The organism is Algicella marina, assembly GCF_009931615.1.
Taxonomy (GTDB): domain Bacteria; phylum Pseudomonadota; class Alphaproteobacteria; order Rhodobacterales; family Rhodobacteraceae; genus Algicella; species Algicella marina.
Map to the genome: position 1 here is coordinate 1,818,419 of NZ_CP046620.1, position 14,915 is coordinate 1,833,333.

At 62.4% G+C, this 14,915-nt stretch carries 19 protein-coding genes and 3 tRNA genes; 9 read left to right on the forward strand and 13 right to left on the reverse strand.

The genetic code is table 11. The features are described 5' to 3' along the window. Positions 1 to 102: 102 nt before the first annotated feature. Both GO499_RS09065 and GO499_RS09070 read left to right on the forward strand, forming a co-directional pair. On the forward strand, positions 103 to 1,272 hold the full coding sequence (locus GO499_RS09065; protein ID WP_161861901.1) for an acetyl-CoA C-acyltransferase: 1,170 nt from the start codon (positions 103 to 105) through the stop codon (positions 1,270 to 1,272). Further along, entirely contained in the window at positions 1,269 to 2,036 is a 768-nt protein-coding gene (locus GO499_RS09070; RefSeq protein ID WP_161861902.1) for an SDR family NAD(P)-dependent oxidoreductase, read from the forward strand. Before GO499_RS09065 ends, GO499_RS09070 begins: the two co-directional genes overlap by 4 nt. A gap of 7 nt (positions 2,037 to 2,043) precedes the next feature. Here the strand turns inward: GO499_RS09070 and GO499_RS09075 are convergent, their stop codons facing one another. Beyond that, complete coding sequence (locus tag GO499_RS09075; protein WP_161863895.1) at positions 2,044 to 3,171, reverse strand: PQQ-dependent sugar dehydrogenase; 1,128 nt, start codon at positions 3,169 to 3,171, stop codon at positions 2,044 to 2,046. Positions 3,172 to 3,246: 75 nt separating this feature from the next. Here GO499_RS09075 and GO499_RS09080 point away from each other — a divergent pair, with 75 nt between their 5' ends. Continuing rightward, positions 3,247 to 4,893, forward strand: coding sequence for an ABC transporter permease (locus tag GO499_RS09080; RefSeq protein WP_161861903.1), 1,647 nt, complete (start codon positions 3,247 to 3,249; stop codon positions 4,891 to 4,893). 62 nt (positions 4,894 to 4,955) lie between these two features. On the opposite strand, the gene GO499_RS09085 is transcribed toward GO499_RS09080, so the two are convergent. After that, positions 4,956 to 5,972: a Fe(3+) ABC transporter substrate-binding protein gene (locus tag GO499_RS09085; RefSeq protein ID WP_161861904.1), complete on the reverse strand. Its 1,017-nt coding sequence runs from the start codon at positions 5,970 to 5,972 to the stop codon at positions 4,956 to 4,958. 141 nt (positions 5,973 to 6,113) lie between these two features. Here GO499_RS09085 and GO499_RS09090 point away from each other — a divergent pair. The 5 genes from GO499_RS09090 to GO499_RS09110 all read left to right on the forward strand — a co-directional run bounded on the left by GO499_RS09090 (position 6,114) and on the right by GO499_RS09110 (position 8,745). Beyond that, positions 6,114 to 6,189, forward strand: a tRNA-Thr gene (locus GO499_RS09090). A 587-nt stretch (positions 6,190 to 6,776) separates the two neighbouring features. Next, on the forward strand, positions 6,777 to 7,241 hold the full coding sequence (locus tag GO499_RS19705; RefSeq protein ID WP_284154950.1) for a phospholipase D-like domain-containing protein: 465 nt from the start codon (positions 6,777 to 6,779) through the stop codon (positions 7,239 to 7,241). A 100-nt stretch (positions 7,242 to 7,341) separates the two neighbouring features. Next, on the forward strand, positions 7,342 to 7,695 hold the full coding sequence (locus tag GO499_RS09100) for a type II toxin-antitoxin system RelE/ParE family toxin (protein ID WP_161861905.1): 354 nt from the start codon (positions 7,342 to 7,344) through the stop codon (positions 7,693 to 7,695). After that, on the forward strand, positions 7,692 to 8,078 hold the full coding sequence (locus GO499_RS09105) for a helix-turn-helix domain-containing protein (RefSeq protein WP_161861906.1): 387 nt from the start codon (positions 7,692 to 7,694) through the stop codon (positions 8,076 to 8,078). The genes GO499_RS09100 and GO499_RS09105 overlap by 4 nt, the downstream gene beginning before the upstream one ends. 10 nt (positions 8,079 to 8,088) lie before the next feature. Then, positions 8,089 to 8,745 carry a DUF6946 family protein gene (locus GO499_RS09110; protein WP_161861907.1) on the forward strand — a complete coding sequence of 219 codons (657 nt, stop codon included), beginning with the start codon at positions 8,089 to 8,091 and terminating at the stop codon, positions 8,743 to 8,745. A gap of 172 nt (positions 8,746 to 8,917) precedes the next feature. Here GO499_RS09110 and GO499_RS09115 read toward each other — a convergent pair. From GO499_RS09115 to GO499_RS19710, 10 genes are all read right to left on the reverse strand, one after another. Beyond that, positions 8,918 to 8,992, reverse strand: a tRNA-Phe gene (locus GO499_RS09115). A gap of 112 nt (positions 8,993 to 9,104) precedes the next feature. Beyond that, entirely contained in the window at positions 9,105 to 9,254 is a 150-nt protein-coding gene (locus GO499_RS09120; RefSeq protein ID WP_161861908.1) for a DNA gyrase inhibitor YacG, read from the reverse strand. Further along, the gene (locus tag GO499_RS09125; protein WP_161861909.1) at positions 9,251 to 10,303 is read right to left on the reverse strand and encodes a ribonuclease E/G; all 1,053 of its coding nucleotides are present in this window, start codon (positions 10,301 to 10,303) and stop codon (positions 9,251 to 9,253) included. The genes GO499_RS09120 and GO499_RS09125 overlap by 4 nt, the downstream gene beginning before the upstream one ends. Further along, entirely contained in the window at positions 10,300 to 10,884 is a 585-nt protein-coding gene (locus GO499_RS09130; RefSeq protein WP_161863896.1) for a Maf family protein, read from the reverse strand. The genes GO499_RS09125 and GO499_RS09130 overlap by 4 nt, the downstream gene beginning before the upstream one ends. After that, positions 10,884 to 11,102, reverse strand: a complete 219-nt coding sequence (infA, locus tag GO499_RS09135; protein WP_107495332.1) for a translation initiation factor IF-1 — start codon at positions 11,100 to 11,102, stop codon at positions 10,884 to 10,886. Before infA ends, GO499_RS09130 begins: the two co-directional genes overlap by 1 nt. 129 nt (positions 11,103 to 11,231) lie before the next feature. Continuing rightward, the gene (locus GO499_RS09140) at positions 11,232 to 11,675 is read right to left on the reverse strand and encodes an arsenate-mycothiol transferase ArsC (RefSeq protein WP_161861910.1); all 444 of its coding nucleotides are present in this window, start codon (positions 11,673 to 11,675) and stop codon (positions 11,232 to 11,234) included. A gap of 4 nt (positions 11,676 to 11,679) precedes the next feature. Continuing rightward, positions 11,680 to 12,165, reverse strand: coding sequence for a UPF0262 family protein (locus GO499_RS09145; RefSeq protein ID WP_161861911.1), 486 nt, complete (start codon positions 12,163 to 12,165; stop codon positions 11,680 to 11,682). Continuing rightward, a complete protein-coding gene (gene hisD, locus GO499_RS09150) occupies positions 12,162 to 13,472 on the reverse strand; it encodes a histidinol dehydrogenase (protein ID WP_161861912.1) in 1,311 nt (436 codons plus the stop codon). Before hisD ends, GO499_RS09145 begins: the two co-directional genes overlap by 4 nt. A gap of 76 nt (positions 13,473 to 13,548) precedes the next feature. Next, entirely contained in the window at positions 13,549 to 14,025 is a 477-nt protein-coding gene (locus GO499_RS09155) for a DUF2948 family protein (RefSeq protein WP_161861913.1), read from the reverse strand. Between the two features lie 41 nt (positions 14,026 to 14,066). Then, positions 14,067 to 14,237, reverse strand: coding sequence for a hypothetical protein (locus GO499_RS19710; protein ID WP_284154951.1), 171 nt, complete (start codon positions 14,235 to 14,237; stop codon positions 14,067 to 14,069). A gap of 135 nt (positions 14,238 to 14,372) precedes the next feature. Between GO499_RS19710 and GO499_RS09160 the strand changes: the two genes are divergently transcribed. Beyond that, a tRNA-Thr gene (locus GO499_RS09160) sits at positions 14,373 to 14,447 on the forward strand. A gap of 94 nt (positions 14,448 to 14,541) precedes the next feature. Here the strand turns inward: GO499_RS09160 and GO499_RS09165 are convergent. Continuing rightward, complete coding sequence (locus tag GO499_RS09165; RefSeq protein WP_161861914.1) at positions 14,542 to 14,913, reverse strand: hypothetical protein; 372 nt, start codon at positions 14,911 to 14,913, stop codon at positions 14,542 to 14,544. Positions 14,914 to 14,915 lie beyond the last annotated feature (2 nt).

Genomic DNA, 14,915 nt, shown 5'->3' on the forward strand with positions numbered 1-14,915 from the left:
GGATTGGCAGCAGGAATGTCGGTCGTTGACGCCGTGGCCGCCGATAGTGTGGAGTGGAACTGAAGATCATGACGCGGCGACGGGCCGCGCGGGGAGGAAACCATGGAAGATCCGGTTGTTATCGCGGGTGCGGCACGCACGCCCATGGGCGGCTTTCAGGGGGCGCTCTCGGGCGTGACGGCGGCCGAACTCGGCGGTGTCGCCATCCGCTCGGCCCTGGAGCGGGCGGGCGTGGCGGTTGCGGACGTGGACGAGTTGCTGATGGGCTGTGTGCTGCCAGCAGGCCAGGGGCAGGCCCCCGCGCGGCAGGCTGGGTTTGCCGCCGGACTGGGCGAGGATGTGCCGGCGACGACGCTGAACAAGATGTGCGGCTCGGGCATGAAGGCGGTGATGATCGCCCATGACCAGGTGCGGCTGTGTGCCGGGAAGGTCGTGGTCGCGGGCGGGATGGAGAGCATGACGCAAGCGCCCTATCTCTTGCCGAAGATGCGCGGCGGGGCAAGGCTGGGACACGGAGCAGTGGTCGACCACATGTTCCTCGATGGATTGGAAGATGCCTATGAAAAGGGGCGGCTTATGGGGAGTTTCGCGGAAGATTGCGCGGAGACTTACCAGTTCACACGCGAAGCGCAGGACGGGTATGCACTCGCTTCCCTTGAGGCGGCTCTTGCGGCTGATTCTGCGCCGGAGATAGCAGCGGTAACGGTTGCGGCGCGCAAGGGCGATGTAGACGTGCTTGAGGACGAACAACCGAAGACCGCACGCCCGGAGAAAATACCTATGCTGAAGCCTGCGTTTCGCGAAGGCGGGACGGTGACGGCGGCCAATTCCTCGTCTATCTCCGACGGCGCGGCGGCGCTGGTGCTGACACGTCGGAGCGTGGCAGAGGCACGGGGGCTGGCGATACGTGCCTACCTGCATGGCCATGCGAGCCATGCGCAGGCGCCGGGCCTGTTCACCACCGCGCCGGTGCCGGCGGCGCGGAAGGTGCTGGATTACGTGGGCTGGGACGCGGGCGATGTCGATTTGTGGGAAGTGAACGAGGCTTTCGCGGTGGTGCCGATGGCATTCATGGCAGAGATGGGCGTGCCGCGCGAGAAACTGAACGTTCTGGGCGGCGCCTGTGCACTGGGTCACCCGATCGGCGCCTCGGGAGCGCGGATCATCGTGACGCTGCTGAACGCGCTGGAGCAGCGCGGGCTGCGGCGCGGTGTGGCGGCGATCTGTATCGGCGGCGGCGAGGGCACGGCGGTAGCCGTGGAACTGGCATGAAAATCGCGGGCTGCGCGGCCGTCGTCTCCGGCGGGGCATCGGGGCTGGGCGCGGCAACGGCGCGGGCGCTGGCCGAGAGGGGCGCCACGGTGACGGTTCTGGACCTGAACCGCGATGCGGGTGAGGCGGTGGCCGACGAGATCGGCGGCCTGTTCGTGGCCACAGACGTGACTGACGGAACAGCGGTGAGCGCGGCGCTGGCCAAGGCGGCGGAGGCCCACGGCGTGGCCCGGATCGCCGTTTCCTGCGCAGGCATCGCGCCCGGGGCGAAGACGGTTGACCGGGAGGGCAAGCCGCACGATCCCGACGTGTTCGCGAAGGTGATGGCGGTAAACCTGATGGGCACGTTCAACCTGGCGACACAGGCGGCGGCAGGAATGGTGGCGCTGGAGCCTGAGGGCGAGGATGGGGAGCGCGGGGTGATCGTCAATACCGCCTCGATTGCCGCCTACGAGGGACAGATCGGCCAGATCGGTTATGCCGCCAGCAAGGGTGCGGTGGCGGCCATGACGCTGCCAATGGCCCGCGACCTGCACCGGCAGGGTATCCGCGTTTGTGCGATTGCGCCGGGGATGTTCGAGACGCCGATGGTGGAAGGGCTGCCGACGGAGGTGCGCGAAAGCCTCGGCGCGGCGGTGCCGTTTCCGCCACGATTGGGCAAGCCTTCCGAGTTCGCACGGTTGGTGCTGGAAATCGCGGAAAACCCGATGCTGAACGGCACGGTGATGCGGTTGGACGGGGCGATACGGCTGGCGCCCCGCTAGGGTATGCTCAGTCCGCCGGGGTCATACGGTAGGCAGCGCCGTCGCCGACGCTGAGAAACCAGATACTGCCATCGGGGGCTTCGCGGATGTCGCGAATGCGGGTGTAGCGATCCTGGAACAGGCGTTCGGCCTCCGTCACCTCGCTGCCGTCACGTACCAGCCGCGAGATCATGTTGAACTTGAGCGACCCTACGAAAATGTCTCCCTGCCACTCGGGGAAGAGGCTGCCGGAATAGACCATCATGCCGGAGGGGGCGATGGACGGATCCCAGTAATGTGCCGGCTGTTCGAGCCCGGGGGCGGAGGTGCCCTGCCCGATCTTGCCGCCGGAGTAATGGCGCCCATAGGAGATGACAGGCCAGCCGTAGTTCAGGCCGGGCTCTGGACGGTTGATCTCGTCGCCCCCCTGCGCGCCGTGCTCGACCGTCCAGAGGGTTCCGGTTTCGTCGAGGGCCGCGCCCTGCGGATTGCGGTGGCCGAGCGACCAGATGGCGTCGAGGCCGTCGCCCCCGACGAAAGGATTGTCGGCCGGGATGGAGCCGTCGCGGTTGATGCGGACAACCTTGCCGTTGAACCGGGACTTGTCCTGCGCAAGCTCGCGGGCACCACGTTCGCCGATGGTAAGGAAGAGCTTGCCATCAGGTGCCTCGACAATACGCGACCCGAAATGCTGGCCGGCACCGGAGCCGTTGTTCATCGTGAAGATGTCGCGGACGTTTTGCAGGCTGGAGCCATCAGCCGAAAGTTCAGCAGCGGCCAGCGCCGTGCCGGCACCGCCCTGCATGGGCTTGGCATAGGAGATAAAGAGTGTGCGGGTGGTTGCAAAATCACGGGCGAGAACAACATCGAGCAGACCGCCCTGCCCCAGAACCGCCACTTCCGGGACGCCGGAGACGAGGCTAGCGCTGCCTTCCATCACCCGCAGCAATCGACCGTCCCGTTCCGTTATCAGGAGACCGCCGGAGGGCAGGAAGGCGATGGCCCAAGGTTCGTCGAGGCCTGTGACCATACGGGTGACCTCGACCTCACCGCCGTCTACGGGGACCGTCTCGGCCTCGGCCTCGCTGGTCACGAACAGCGCGGTGGCAACGATTGCGGCAATCACTGCCAGTGAAATCGAGCGGAAAAGGTTCATCTCGGCATCCTCCGGGTCTATGAGATGAGACATAGGACTTTGGCGCACATGTCAAAGCCCGTTCAAGAGGTGGTGATGAGCGAGAAGATCCTGATCTGGCTGTCGCGGATCTGCGCGGCGCTGTGCCTGCTGCCGATTGGCGCGGTGGTGCTGGCGGCGGCGCTTGGCAGCGGTTCCGGCTGGGGTAGTCTCGCCGAAACGGTGCTGCCGCGGTACAGCTGGAACACGGTGCAACTGGTGCTGTTGGTAGCACTGGGAACGGGGGTGATCGGCACCGGCGCGGCATGGCTGGTAACCGTCTGCCGTTTTCCGGGCGTGAAACTGTTCGAGGTGCTGCTGGCGCTGCCGATGGCGTTTCCGGCCTATGTGCTGGCCTATGCCTATACGGACCTGCTGGATCATCCCGGTGCGGTGCAGACCTGGCTGCGCGCAGCCTTCGACCTTGGCCCGCGTGACTACTGGTTTCCTGAGATTCGGTCTCTGGGCGGAGTGGCAGCGATGCTGGTGCTGGTGCTCTATCCTTATGTCTACCTGCTGGCGCGGGCGGCCTTTCTGCAACAGAGCTTTGGCGGCTACACGGCGGCAAGGGTGCTGGGGCAGACGCCGCTGCGGGCCTTTCTGCGGGTAAGCCTGCCGATGGCGCGACCGGCGATCGCCGGGGGGCTTCTGCTGGTAGTGATGGAGACGATCGCCGATTACGGGACGGTCGCCTATTTCGGCGTGCAGACGTTCGCGACCGGCATCTATCAGGCGTGGTTCAGCCTCGGCGACCGGGCGGCCGCAGCGCAACTGGCGTTGTGCCTGCTGTCGGTCGCGCTGTTGCTGGCGGTGCTGGAACGGATCCAGCGCGGGGCGGCCAAGCGCTATCCGCCTCGGGCGAGCGGGTTGAGCCACCCGGTCCACGACCTGCGTGGCTGGCAGGGCTGGGGCGCTGCGCTGCTGTGCGCCCTGCCCGTCCTGTTCGGTTTCTTGCTGCCGGTGCTGTTGCTTGGCAACATGGCGGCGGGAGCGGAACAGGATCTGTTCTCGCGGCGCTATCTGGGGTTCATGCGCAACTCGCTGGTGCTGGCCGGCATTGCCGCCATTCTCACGGTGACCGCCGCCGTGACGATCGGTTATGTCGTGCGCTTGCGGCCCGGTCACACGGCGCGGCTGACGCAACTGGTGGCGGGGCTTGGGTACGCGGTACCCGGTGGCGTGATCGCGGTGGGTCTGATGGTGCCGTTGGCGGCCTTCGACAACGGGCTGGACGGGTGGATGCGGACGACCTTCGGGATATCCACCGGGCTGTTGCTGACCGGCTCGATTGCCGCGCTGGTTGTCGCCTACATGGTGCGCTTCATGGCGGCAGCGCTGAGCGCGTTTGACAGCGGCATCGCCACTGTCAATCCATCGGTGGACGCGGCGGCGCGGACACTGGGGCGCAGCCCGGGCGGGATGATTGTGCAGGTGCATCTTCCATTGATCCGCACCAGCCTGTGGACAGGCCTGCTGATCGTGTTCGTCGACGTGATGAAGGAATTGCCGGCAACGCTGATCATGCGCCCGTTCAACTTCGACACACTGGCGGTGCAGGCGCACCGGCTGGCGAGCGACGAGCGACTGCAGCAGGCAGCGGTGCCCTCGCTGGTGATCGCGGCCTTCGGGCTGGTGCCCGTGGTGCTGCTGTGCAGGACGATCATGCGGGCGCGCTACGGGCGGGCGGCGGTGATCACACCCTGACAAAAAATGAAAAACCCGCGCACCTTTCGGTACGCGGGCCTGCTGCTCGATTGTCCTGCGGCTTATTCGAAACCGACTTCGTTGTAGATTTCCTGCGCTCGGGCGGTGTTTTCCGCAATCGCGTCAAGGGCCGCCGTGTCGGAGCGGAAGTAGCCAAGTGCAGCGACGGACGGGCTGAGCCCCACTCCCGGCACCGCCGGATACTCGTCATTGCCGTTGGAGAAATATTTCTGGGCGCTGTCAGAGGCCAGATACTCCAGGAAGGCGATAGCGTTCTCCTTGTTCGGGGCATGTGCCGCGACGCCGCCGGTGGAGACGTTGACATGTGTGCCCGTCGTCGCCTGGTTCGGGAAAACCCAACCAATGGATTCGATCTGGTCGGAGATACCCTCGACCTCGGTGCGGATCGCACGGGCGAAATAATAGGTGTTGGAGACGGCAACATCACACTCGCCGGACACGACGGCACGAATCTGGTCCGTATCGCCGCCCTGGGGATCGCGGGCAAGATTGTCCTTGAGCCCGGCCGCCCAGGCTTTTGCCGCTTCCTCACCCTCGTTCAGGATGATCGAGGACAGCAGCGTCTGCGAATAGGCGTTGGTGGCGGAGCGCATGCAGACGCGGCCTTCCCACGCCGGATCGGCGAGGTCGTCATAGGTCTGCGGCGGGTTGTCCACACGGTCTTTGGCATAGAAGAAGATGCGTGCGCGCTGGGAGAAACCGAACCAGTTGCCATCTTCGTGCCGCAGGTAGGAGGGAATGGCACGGTTCAGGACTTCCGAGTCGATCGGCTGGTAGAGGCCCTTCTGGTCGGCACGCCACGTGCGGCTGGCATCGACCGTGAGCAGGATGTCTGCAGGCGAATTAGCTCCCTCGGCTTCCATCCGGGCGATGAGCTCGTCGGCATTGCCCTCGATGCGGTTGATGGTGATGCCGGTGGCTTCCTCGAAATCAGAGTACAGGCGCTCATCGGTATCGTAATGCCGTGAGGAATAGAGGTTCACGACTCCATCGGCCATGGCAGAGCCAGCGACGATGCTGGCGATCAGCCCGGCGAGGACCGTTCTTGAAGGATGCATGTTGATCTCCCTTTTCCGACATATTTTGTCGGGCACTACATGCATTATTCCGAGTATTTCCGTCAAGTAAGAAGGTTGTCAGGACCGTCATCGTTTTTTGATCTTGCGAGCGACGAACCATCCCGCTAAACAGCCGGCCAAGCCCCTATAGCTCAGCTGGTAGAGCAACTGATTTGTAATCAGTAGGTCCGCGGTTCGAGTCCGTGTGGGGGCACCAAAGCTCCTCCCAGTTTGGAAAATTTTATTTGGTTGAAACCAAAATCGTCCTGCCCATTGTGTGCCTGGGCGAAAGTGGGGGCTTTCGCATTTCGGACCGCTCTCAATCATCAGCAAAGGCGAGACGCATTTTTGGAAGCCCACTTGGTGCTTCTGCTCAAGATTCCGCAGGATGTGCTCTGTTACCTCATCCGACAGAAGCTAGAACGGAAGGACTGAACTAATCCTGCGTTGATCCCACCAAGCGCGTGACTTCACGGCAATGGTTGCCAGCGGGTGAGAGGTGTGTCCGCCCGAAATCGGGAGAGCAAAAAAGGACAGCGGATCGGCCCCGGCTCGCCAAGCTTCTGATTTAATGGTGCCCGGGGGCAGAATAACCTGTTGTTTTTGTTGCGTTAAGTTACGAGGCGGTGGGACTATCTTCTTTCACCATGTTTATTGGATTTTTTGGATTTATGTCCCACTTTTCCGAAGGGGATTAAGGCCGGAAATATCAAATTAAGCCGTCGTCGCATCGCCCCAGCGCCTGGACATGGCAGCGGCGATCCTTACCAATGGTCTCAGTAGAAGAGATCAATCTGGACGAGTGTGACTGACCCACGCCTCACCTGCCCGATCTGCATGCACCGTGAGGCCGGATTGATCCCCGCCCCTCGGCATGTGCCCGCGTGGGATGACCTGACCGGCCCGGAACAGATGACCATGCTGGCCGAGGTCGGCGCCGCACTTGGTCGCGGTGCGGCCGGTTTCGTTGCCGCATTCGTTCACGACCATTTCCACCTGCGGGAAGCCAGTGGCGCACGCCTGACGACCGGCGGCCGCGATCCGCTCCTGCCGTTGCTCGCCGAACGGCTGGACACGGCGCAATCAGTCGACCTTGCCATTGCCTTTGCCATGGACAGCGGCGTGACCTTGGACGAAGGCGAATCCTCAACGCTCTCGCCCGAGGCGTTTGCCGAGTTCCAGCGAGCAACGGATGCCCCCGGCACACGGATTCGCGGCCTCGCTCGCGCAGCGGAAAAGGCACAGGGACTGCTCAAAGAGGCAGACTGATCCTCGCCCCGTGCCTGCGGACGCAACGCTACCGTTCCGCATCCCGATCTTGCAAAATTAGTTCTTCAAAGCTATATAGCTTCAAAGTAGGATTCGCCCGATGCCGTGGACCGTATCCTTTGCCGAGGAATTCGAGCCGGAATTCGATGCCCTGCCACAAGAGGTGCAGGACGCGATCCTCGCCCGGGCGTTGCTGCTCGAACGGGAAGGCCCCATGCTCGGGCGACCCCATGCGGACACTCTGACCGGGTCGAAGCATACCAACATGAAGGAGCTGCGCTGCACCGCCGCCGATGGCGTCTGGCGCATCGCCTTCGCATTCGACCCCGACCGGCAGGCGATCCTGCTTGTCGGCGGGGACAAATCCGGTGGCAGCGAGAAGCGGTTCTACAAGTCGCTGATCGCCCGGGCGGACGACCGCTTCGACCGCCACCTGGAGAGACCGAAAGGATGACGACGATGGCCCGGAGCCTGAAGGACAAGCTGGCGACCTTGGACCCTGCCCGCCGCGCGGTGATCGAGGCTGAGGCGGATCGGTTGCATGCCGAGTACCTGACACTGCAGGAGTTGCGGAGAGCCAAGAAGCTGACCCAGGTGCAGCTGGCGGAAACTCTCGGCGTCCAGCAGGCCACCGTCGCGAAATATGAACGGCAAAGCGACCTCCTGCTTTCGACGCTGACGAGCTACGTCCGCGCGATGGGCGGGGAGCTCAAACTGATGGTCGAGTTCCCGGGTAAGGCTCCGGTGGCGCTGGAAGGGTTGGGAGAGACGGAGGAACCGCGGCGAGGGCGTCACGCATGTCGGCAAGACCAAAGCCGAGCAACGGTGATCCCGTAGTCCGTTCTTGATGAGCAAGATCTTCACACCCAGCAGTGGCCCCGACGATTGGCAGCAGTTCCTTGCCGATCCGCAGAAGCAGTGGAAACGCGGTTATTCCGCCATGGCCGCGGCCCTTTCTTGGGAGGCAGCAAAGGATCTACCGCCGGAGATCGCCGCGCTGCTCGGGCCCGACGTGGAACTTCTCTTCGCGATCCCGGAGCACAAGGTCGCCCTTCCCGGCGGGCGACGGGAAAGCCAGTGCGATGTCTTTGCCGTCGCCCGGGCCGGGGATGAGACGATCGCCCTTGCTGTCGAAGCCAAAGTCAACGAACCCTTCGGGCCGACGGTCGGGGAATGGATGGTCGGCGCCAGCGCGGGCAAGACGGAGCGGATGACCTTCATCCGTGACCTGCTGGGATTGCCGGATGGGGCGATCGACCACGTCCGCTACCAGTTGCTCCACCGCACCGCGGCTGCCGTGCTCGAAGCGACGCGGTTCAAGACTGACCGCGCCGCGATGATTGTGCAATCCTTTTCCCAGGAGCACCGGTGGTTCGAGGATTTCGCAGCCTTCACCAGCCTGCTCGGGCTCGAAGCCACGCGCGGAACTCCGCTGCGGCACATCCTGCCCTCCGGCAAACCGCTCGACCTTGGCTGGGCGGTCGGGTCAGCCGAGTTTGTCTAGGTCTTCACTTCATCAAAATCCACGACTCCCCGGATAGCACCGAGGGCGCGATTTCACGCACCGGAACGCGAACGTCTCACGAACAAAAAAGTCCCACTTTTGCCCAGACGCGAAAACGGTGGGACGATTTTGCCCCATAACCCATTGATATCATTCATCCAGGGAGGTGCAATGGTGCCCGGGGGCGGATTTGAACCACCGACACGCGGATTTTCAATCCGCTGCTCTACCCCTGAGCTACCCGGGCACGGGTGAAGATAGTCTCTTCGGGTGGAGAGGGTTTAGGCCATGCGAACTTGGGTGTCCAGAGCGTTTTTCATGCCTTTTTCACCTGACGTTCGCAATGGACCACGCATGTCCTACTCGGTTTCCGGGGTTTCGGATTCGTCGTCCGTTTCAACCCTGTAGCTCTCCGTCAGCCAGCGTCCAAGGTCGACGTCGGCACAGCGCTTGGAGCAGAAGGGTTTGTATTTCCGGTCGCTTTCCCGCCTGCAGATCGGGCAGGTCATGGCAGCAGTTCCCGCAAGGGCCGTCTCTCTCGCTTCCGCTGGAACTCGGCGTGGCCGAGGGGCGTCCAACCGGCGAAACTGGTCTCGACACTGTCCCCCTTCAGGCTGGAGCGGATAACCTGTTCCAGAACCTTGCGTTCCTTCTTGGGATAAGGGGCGAAATCCACAGTAATCTGCCCGCCGAGGCCCCGGACACGCAGCGCCCTGGGCAGAGCGCGGATCGTGGCAATATTGGCCTTTAGGCCAGCGGCAAGCGAAGTGTCGCCGCCGGTATTGACGTCGATGGCCACAAGGGCGCTGGTGGGCTCCACGCTGAACCAGGCGCCGCCTGACAGCTTCTCGACACTACCTTTTGCCGCCTCGACGGCCTCCCACAGACTGAGTTCCTCGAACGATCCCGCGCGCTCTCGCACTTCGTCAGGTTCCGGCGATGCCCAGTCCCTCCAGGCCAGTTCGGCGGCACCCGGTGCGTCCAGCAGCAGGGTTGGTGCATCGGCGCCCGTGTCGGCCATGATTTCGGTGGCCAGTTTGCGCATGTCGGAAATATCGGCAAGGATCGTCTCTTCATCGCGCCCTTCGGCAGCTGATCGCAGGATCAGTCCGAGGCCGCTGGCACCTTCCATCCCCTCCGCGCACAGGTCTGCGAGGCGCGCGCGTTCTTCTTCATCCTTGATCTGGCGGGAGATGTTGTTGCCCGGCCGGTCGGGCGTGACGATGGTGTAGCGACTCTTGAACAGGATGCGGGTGGTGACCGGCACAGCCTTGCCCGGTTCGGCATTGGTGGTCGTCTGCACCAGCAGTTTCTGACCGGGCGCAAGGCCCTTGTGCTCCCGCAAAAATCCTCTCCGGCCGCCGCCCAACTGCACGGTCACGCCGCCCATGCCCTTCAGAGGCCGGTCGACTATGGCATGATAGGTTGCGCCCGGTTGGGGTGAGGCGGCCTCTGCGGGCGCATCAACCAGCAGATCCTCCAGTACACCATCGACCTGCAGGGCCGCAATCTCGCGCCCATCTGGCAATCTGTCTACGGCGATGACGCGGCCTTTCATGCGACAGCTCCGGTATCCGACCGCGCATAGCCTATGCCTTGCAGCATCCCGGCGGTTTCGGCCAGCGGCAGCCCCACGACGGCCGACCACGACCCCTGAAGCCACGGTACAAGCGCGGCGGCGCGACCTTGGATGCCATAGCCCCCCGCCTTTCCTCGCCACTCGCCAGACGCGATGTAGCCGGTGATTTCCGCCTCGCTCAATCTCTTCATCTTAACCAGAGTTTCCACTTCACGTGTGCGCTGCACATCTGCACTCCGCACCGAGACGCCTGTGATCACACGGTGACGCCGTCCGGACAACAGGCGAAGGAAGCGTTCGGCCTCTGCGGCATCGTTCGGCTTGCCGAGAATTCGAGAGCCGGCGGCGACAACTGTATCTGCGGCGAGAATGATCTCGCCCGGCCGCACCTCGGTGGCAAGGGCCTTCTCGTATGCCATGCGCTTGGCATACGGGCGCGGCTTCTCGCCTGCTGTCGGCGTTTCATCGATGTCGGCAGGTCGCACCTCATCCGGTACGATGCCGATGCTTTCCAGCAGTTCCAGTCGCCGCGGACTTGCGGAGGCAAGGATCAGACGCATCACTTGAAGCGATAGTTGATCCGGCCCTTCGTCAGGTCATAAGGGGTCATTTCGACCTGCACCTTGTCGCCGGCAAGCACGCGAATGCGGTTCTTGCGCATCTTGCCTGCGGTGTGCGCAATGATCTCGTGGCCGTTTTCGAGCTCCACCCGGAATGTCGCGTTGGGCAGAAGCTCGGTCACGACACCTGGGAATTCAAGAAGCTCTTCCTTGGCCATGGTCTCTCCGATTCTTATTGCGAAAATGCGCCTCCTTGGAGGTGCGCGCGGAAGATGGGTGCAAAAGTGCGGAAATTCAAGTCAAATCGCCGTTTTGTTGAATGCCGCGATGTTACCTCGCTGCAGTCGTCACGCAAAGCGTTCCTTGATCTTTGAAAGTATCTGATCCCGGCTCTGACGATACGAAGCCAGTTTTTCCTCTCTCGTTTCGCCAAGCCCCGTGGGGTCGAAGATCGGCCAGTATTCGACTTCCAGCGCATGATGCCGGGTGTATTCCTGCGCCTTGCGGAGGCTGGCCGGGCTCAGGGCGACGATAAGATCGTAGCTGTCGATCTCATCACCCCATTCCTCCATCTCCTCAAAGGAGCGGGAGCGGTGGCGCGTCAGCTCGACGCCAATCTCATCGCAGACAGCTATGGAAAAACCGTCAATTTCAAGCTCATGGCGCACTCCGGCGGATTGTACGTAGATCTTTTTGCCGTGCAGCTTCTTCATGATGCCCTCCGCCATGGGTGAGCGGACGGAATTGTAGTCACAACAGAACAGGACCGACGTAGGTGCCTGAGATGTCATGATTTCAACCCTTGAAGTGCAGCACGCAAACGAGAGTGAACAGGCGCCTGCCTGTATCGAAGTCCAGTTTGACCTTGCCTTCCAGACGCTCCATCAGCACCCGACTGCCTTCGTTGTGAATACCGCGCCGTCCCATGTCGATGGCTTCGATCTGGCTCGGAGGCAGGCGCTTGACCGCGTCGAAATAGCTTTCACAGATCTGGAAATAGTCCTTCACCACCTGCCGGAATGGGCTGAGTGACAGCTGAAATTCCGCTGCTGGCTCGTCGTCAGTGTCGGCGACATTGAAGATCAGGCGGCGGTCCTTGATGGAAAGGTACAATTTGTACGGCCCCGGCGGGACTGGCCGTCCCTCGCGCGGGACAAGTTCAAAACTGTTGTCTTCCAGCAGGTCGAAGATGGCGACACGGCGTTCCTGTTCGATCTCCGGGGTCGGTGGCGGCAGCCCCCGATCATCCAGCGTGACATGGACAAGGCGGGATCTGCTCATCGGCTGGCCTCGTTTATGCGGTCGAGGCGGCACCGGACGGACAGCCCGTGCGCCTGCAGACTTTCTGACCGGGCAAGTGTTTCCGCGGCCGGGCCGACTGCGGCGAGACTGGCCGGTGTCATCCGGGCCAGAGTCGTGCGTTTCATGAAGTCGAGCACCGACAGACCACTGGAAAACCGTGCTGTGCGCGAAGTAGGCAGAACGTGATTGGGGCCGCCGACATAATCGCCAATCGCCTCCGGCGTCCAGGCGCCGAGGAAGATGGCCCCTGCGTTGCGAATCTTCGAACTCAACGCATCGGGGTCACCGACGCAAAGCTCCAGATGCTCCGGCGCGATGATGTTGGTAAGTCGGGCCGCTTCCTCCAGAGAAGGGGTTACGAAGATCGCGCCATAGTCTTCCCAGCTTCTGCGGGCGATGTCTTCCCGCTCCAGCGTTGACAGCCGCGTCTCCACCGCCCGTTCGACCGACCGTGCGAACCCGGCGTCGTCGGTGATCAGGATCGATTGGGCGCTCTCGTCATGCTCGGCCTGGCTGAGAAGGTCGCATGCGATCCAGTCCGTGTCGTTGTCAGCATCGGCGACAACAAGAATTTCCGAGGGGCCGGCGATCATGTCGATGCCGACACGACCGAACACCCGGCGCTTGGCCGCTGCTACATAAGCGTTGCCGGGTCCTGTTATCTTGTCCACCGCGGCAATGGTTTCGGTGCCGTAGGCCAGTGCCCCGACCGCCTGTGCCCCGCCGACGCGATAGATCTCGTCCACCCCCGCCAATCTTGCTGCCAGCAGCACCAGGGGATTGAGCACACCATCGGGTGTCGGCACGACCATCACAAGGCGGTCGACCCCGGCCACCCGCGCGGGAATGGCGTTCATCAGTACCGACGAGGGATAGGAGGCCAGCCCGCCAGGAACGTAGATGCCGGCCGCCTCCACCGCCGTCCAGCGCCAGCCGAGGGTGGCGCCGCTCTCATCCTGCCAGGACTCGTCACGCGGCAACTGCTTTTCGTGGTAGGCCCGGATGCGGGCGGCAGCCAGTTCCAGCGCCCTGCGCTCATCCTGCGGCACCTGGGTTTCAGCCGAGGTAATCTCCTCCTCGGAAATGCGCAGGCGTTCTTTCGGGATGTTCATGCGATCAAACCGGGCAGTGTACTCCAGCAAGGCCGCATCGCCCCGCCGCTCCACATCCGCGAGAATGGCAGCGACCGCCTGATCAACGTCTTCCTCGACCTCGCGTTTCAGACCGAGAAAGCGCTGAAACGCCTCGGCGAATGACGGATCATCGGATTCAAGCCACAACGGCATGCGCAACCCCTTGAAAAACTCCCTGCTGACTTACCCTCTGGGCAAGTGGGTCTCAAGCCAAATGGGACGGCGGATGTCAGATGTCGTGGCTGGGCAAGCTGCCAGATATCGCCTTGTAGGGACGTGTCACATCCTTGAGGATGACACCGAGGCACTCGACATCGGCGACGATCTGGCCGTCACCGGCGAAGGTAAGCACCAGCTTGCCGGTCCCGTCCTCCCCCGGCTCGAAAGTCGCCTGAAGGATGCTGAGAACCGTGTCTTTTTCCTTCGGGTCGATGCCGTTGGACGAGACGGCCTGCACATCCTCGATGATCAGCAGGCTGCGCACCCGTTCGAAAGGACGGCCTGCCGTTTCCGCCCGATCCTTTTCTTCCCAGCGGAAACGATTGCACAACAGGGCCAGCCGCCGCCGCCTCGGCATCCACGAAATATCCCCGGTTTCCAGGACGCTGTCCTGCAAGAGCGCCGACATGACGACGACGTCTTCATTCGACTCGGCATAGATATTAAGCGGGCGCTCGGCCCCGTCCTCGAAAGTCGCGTCCTGCACTTGGTTCTCCCTGCTGCTCACCGCCCGGCTACCCGCACGGGTCAGCCATCGCCCTTGCTCGTCTCGTCCGGCCTTGGATCGGCGTCGCCACCTTCGGAACGTACCCTGGCCTGTGCCTTGCGCTTGCGCAGGTTCTCGCGAAGTGCCGCCGCCAGCCGTTCGCTGCGATCGTTTCTTGCCGTCGTTTTGTCCGTTGTAGTTCGATCCGTCATGACATCCTGCGTAGCAAGCACGCACGTCCGCGTCCAGCGCCTGCGCCGTCGATGAAATCGCAGTCAGGCTCTGGAAAGACTCGGTTTGCACTTGCACGCGGCCGCAAATCGGCTAAAACCCGCCCCAGTCTACGGGCCGCTGTAGCTCAGTGGTAGAGCGCACCCTTGGTAAGGGTGAGGCCGAGAGTTCAATTCTCTCCAGCGGCACCATTTCACATTTTCTTTCAAAACGCCCAAAAACCTAAAAATTACAGAGACTTGCGAAGTTCGAAATCCATATTCGCGAGAGTAGACCATAAGCGCCTTAAACACGATTCTCAGCACTGTTTCTTGAGAGTGAGATCGCCGTTTTCCAGATATTCCAAGGATTTGCGAGAAAAGCCAAGGTGATTTCGAAAATCTCCTCTAGTGTGTGTTTCGACTTGGCGTTTTGTCCCGCGACTGTTGTTGGCAGACGGGTCATGACGACTGGGTTGTTTATGTCGAGGTCGCGCCCCGCCTGCGTAAAAGCGTCAGTCATCACACCTGCAAATTGATTTAGAACATTCTTGGGCAACGCATGATGTACCTGGCTTTGAACGCCAAAACTATTGAACATTGCGGTATCGTTCGGAAATGTTTGATCATAAGCTGAAACGTAATTGGACGAGCTCTTACTCAGGTTAATTGTAACCACTT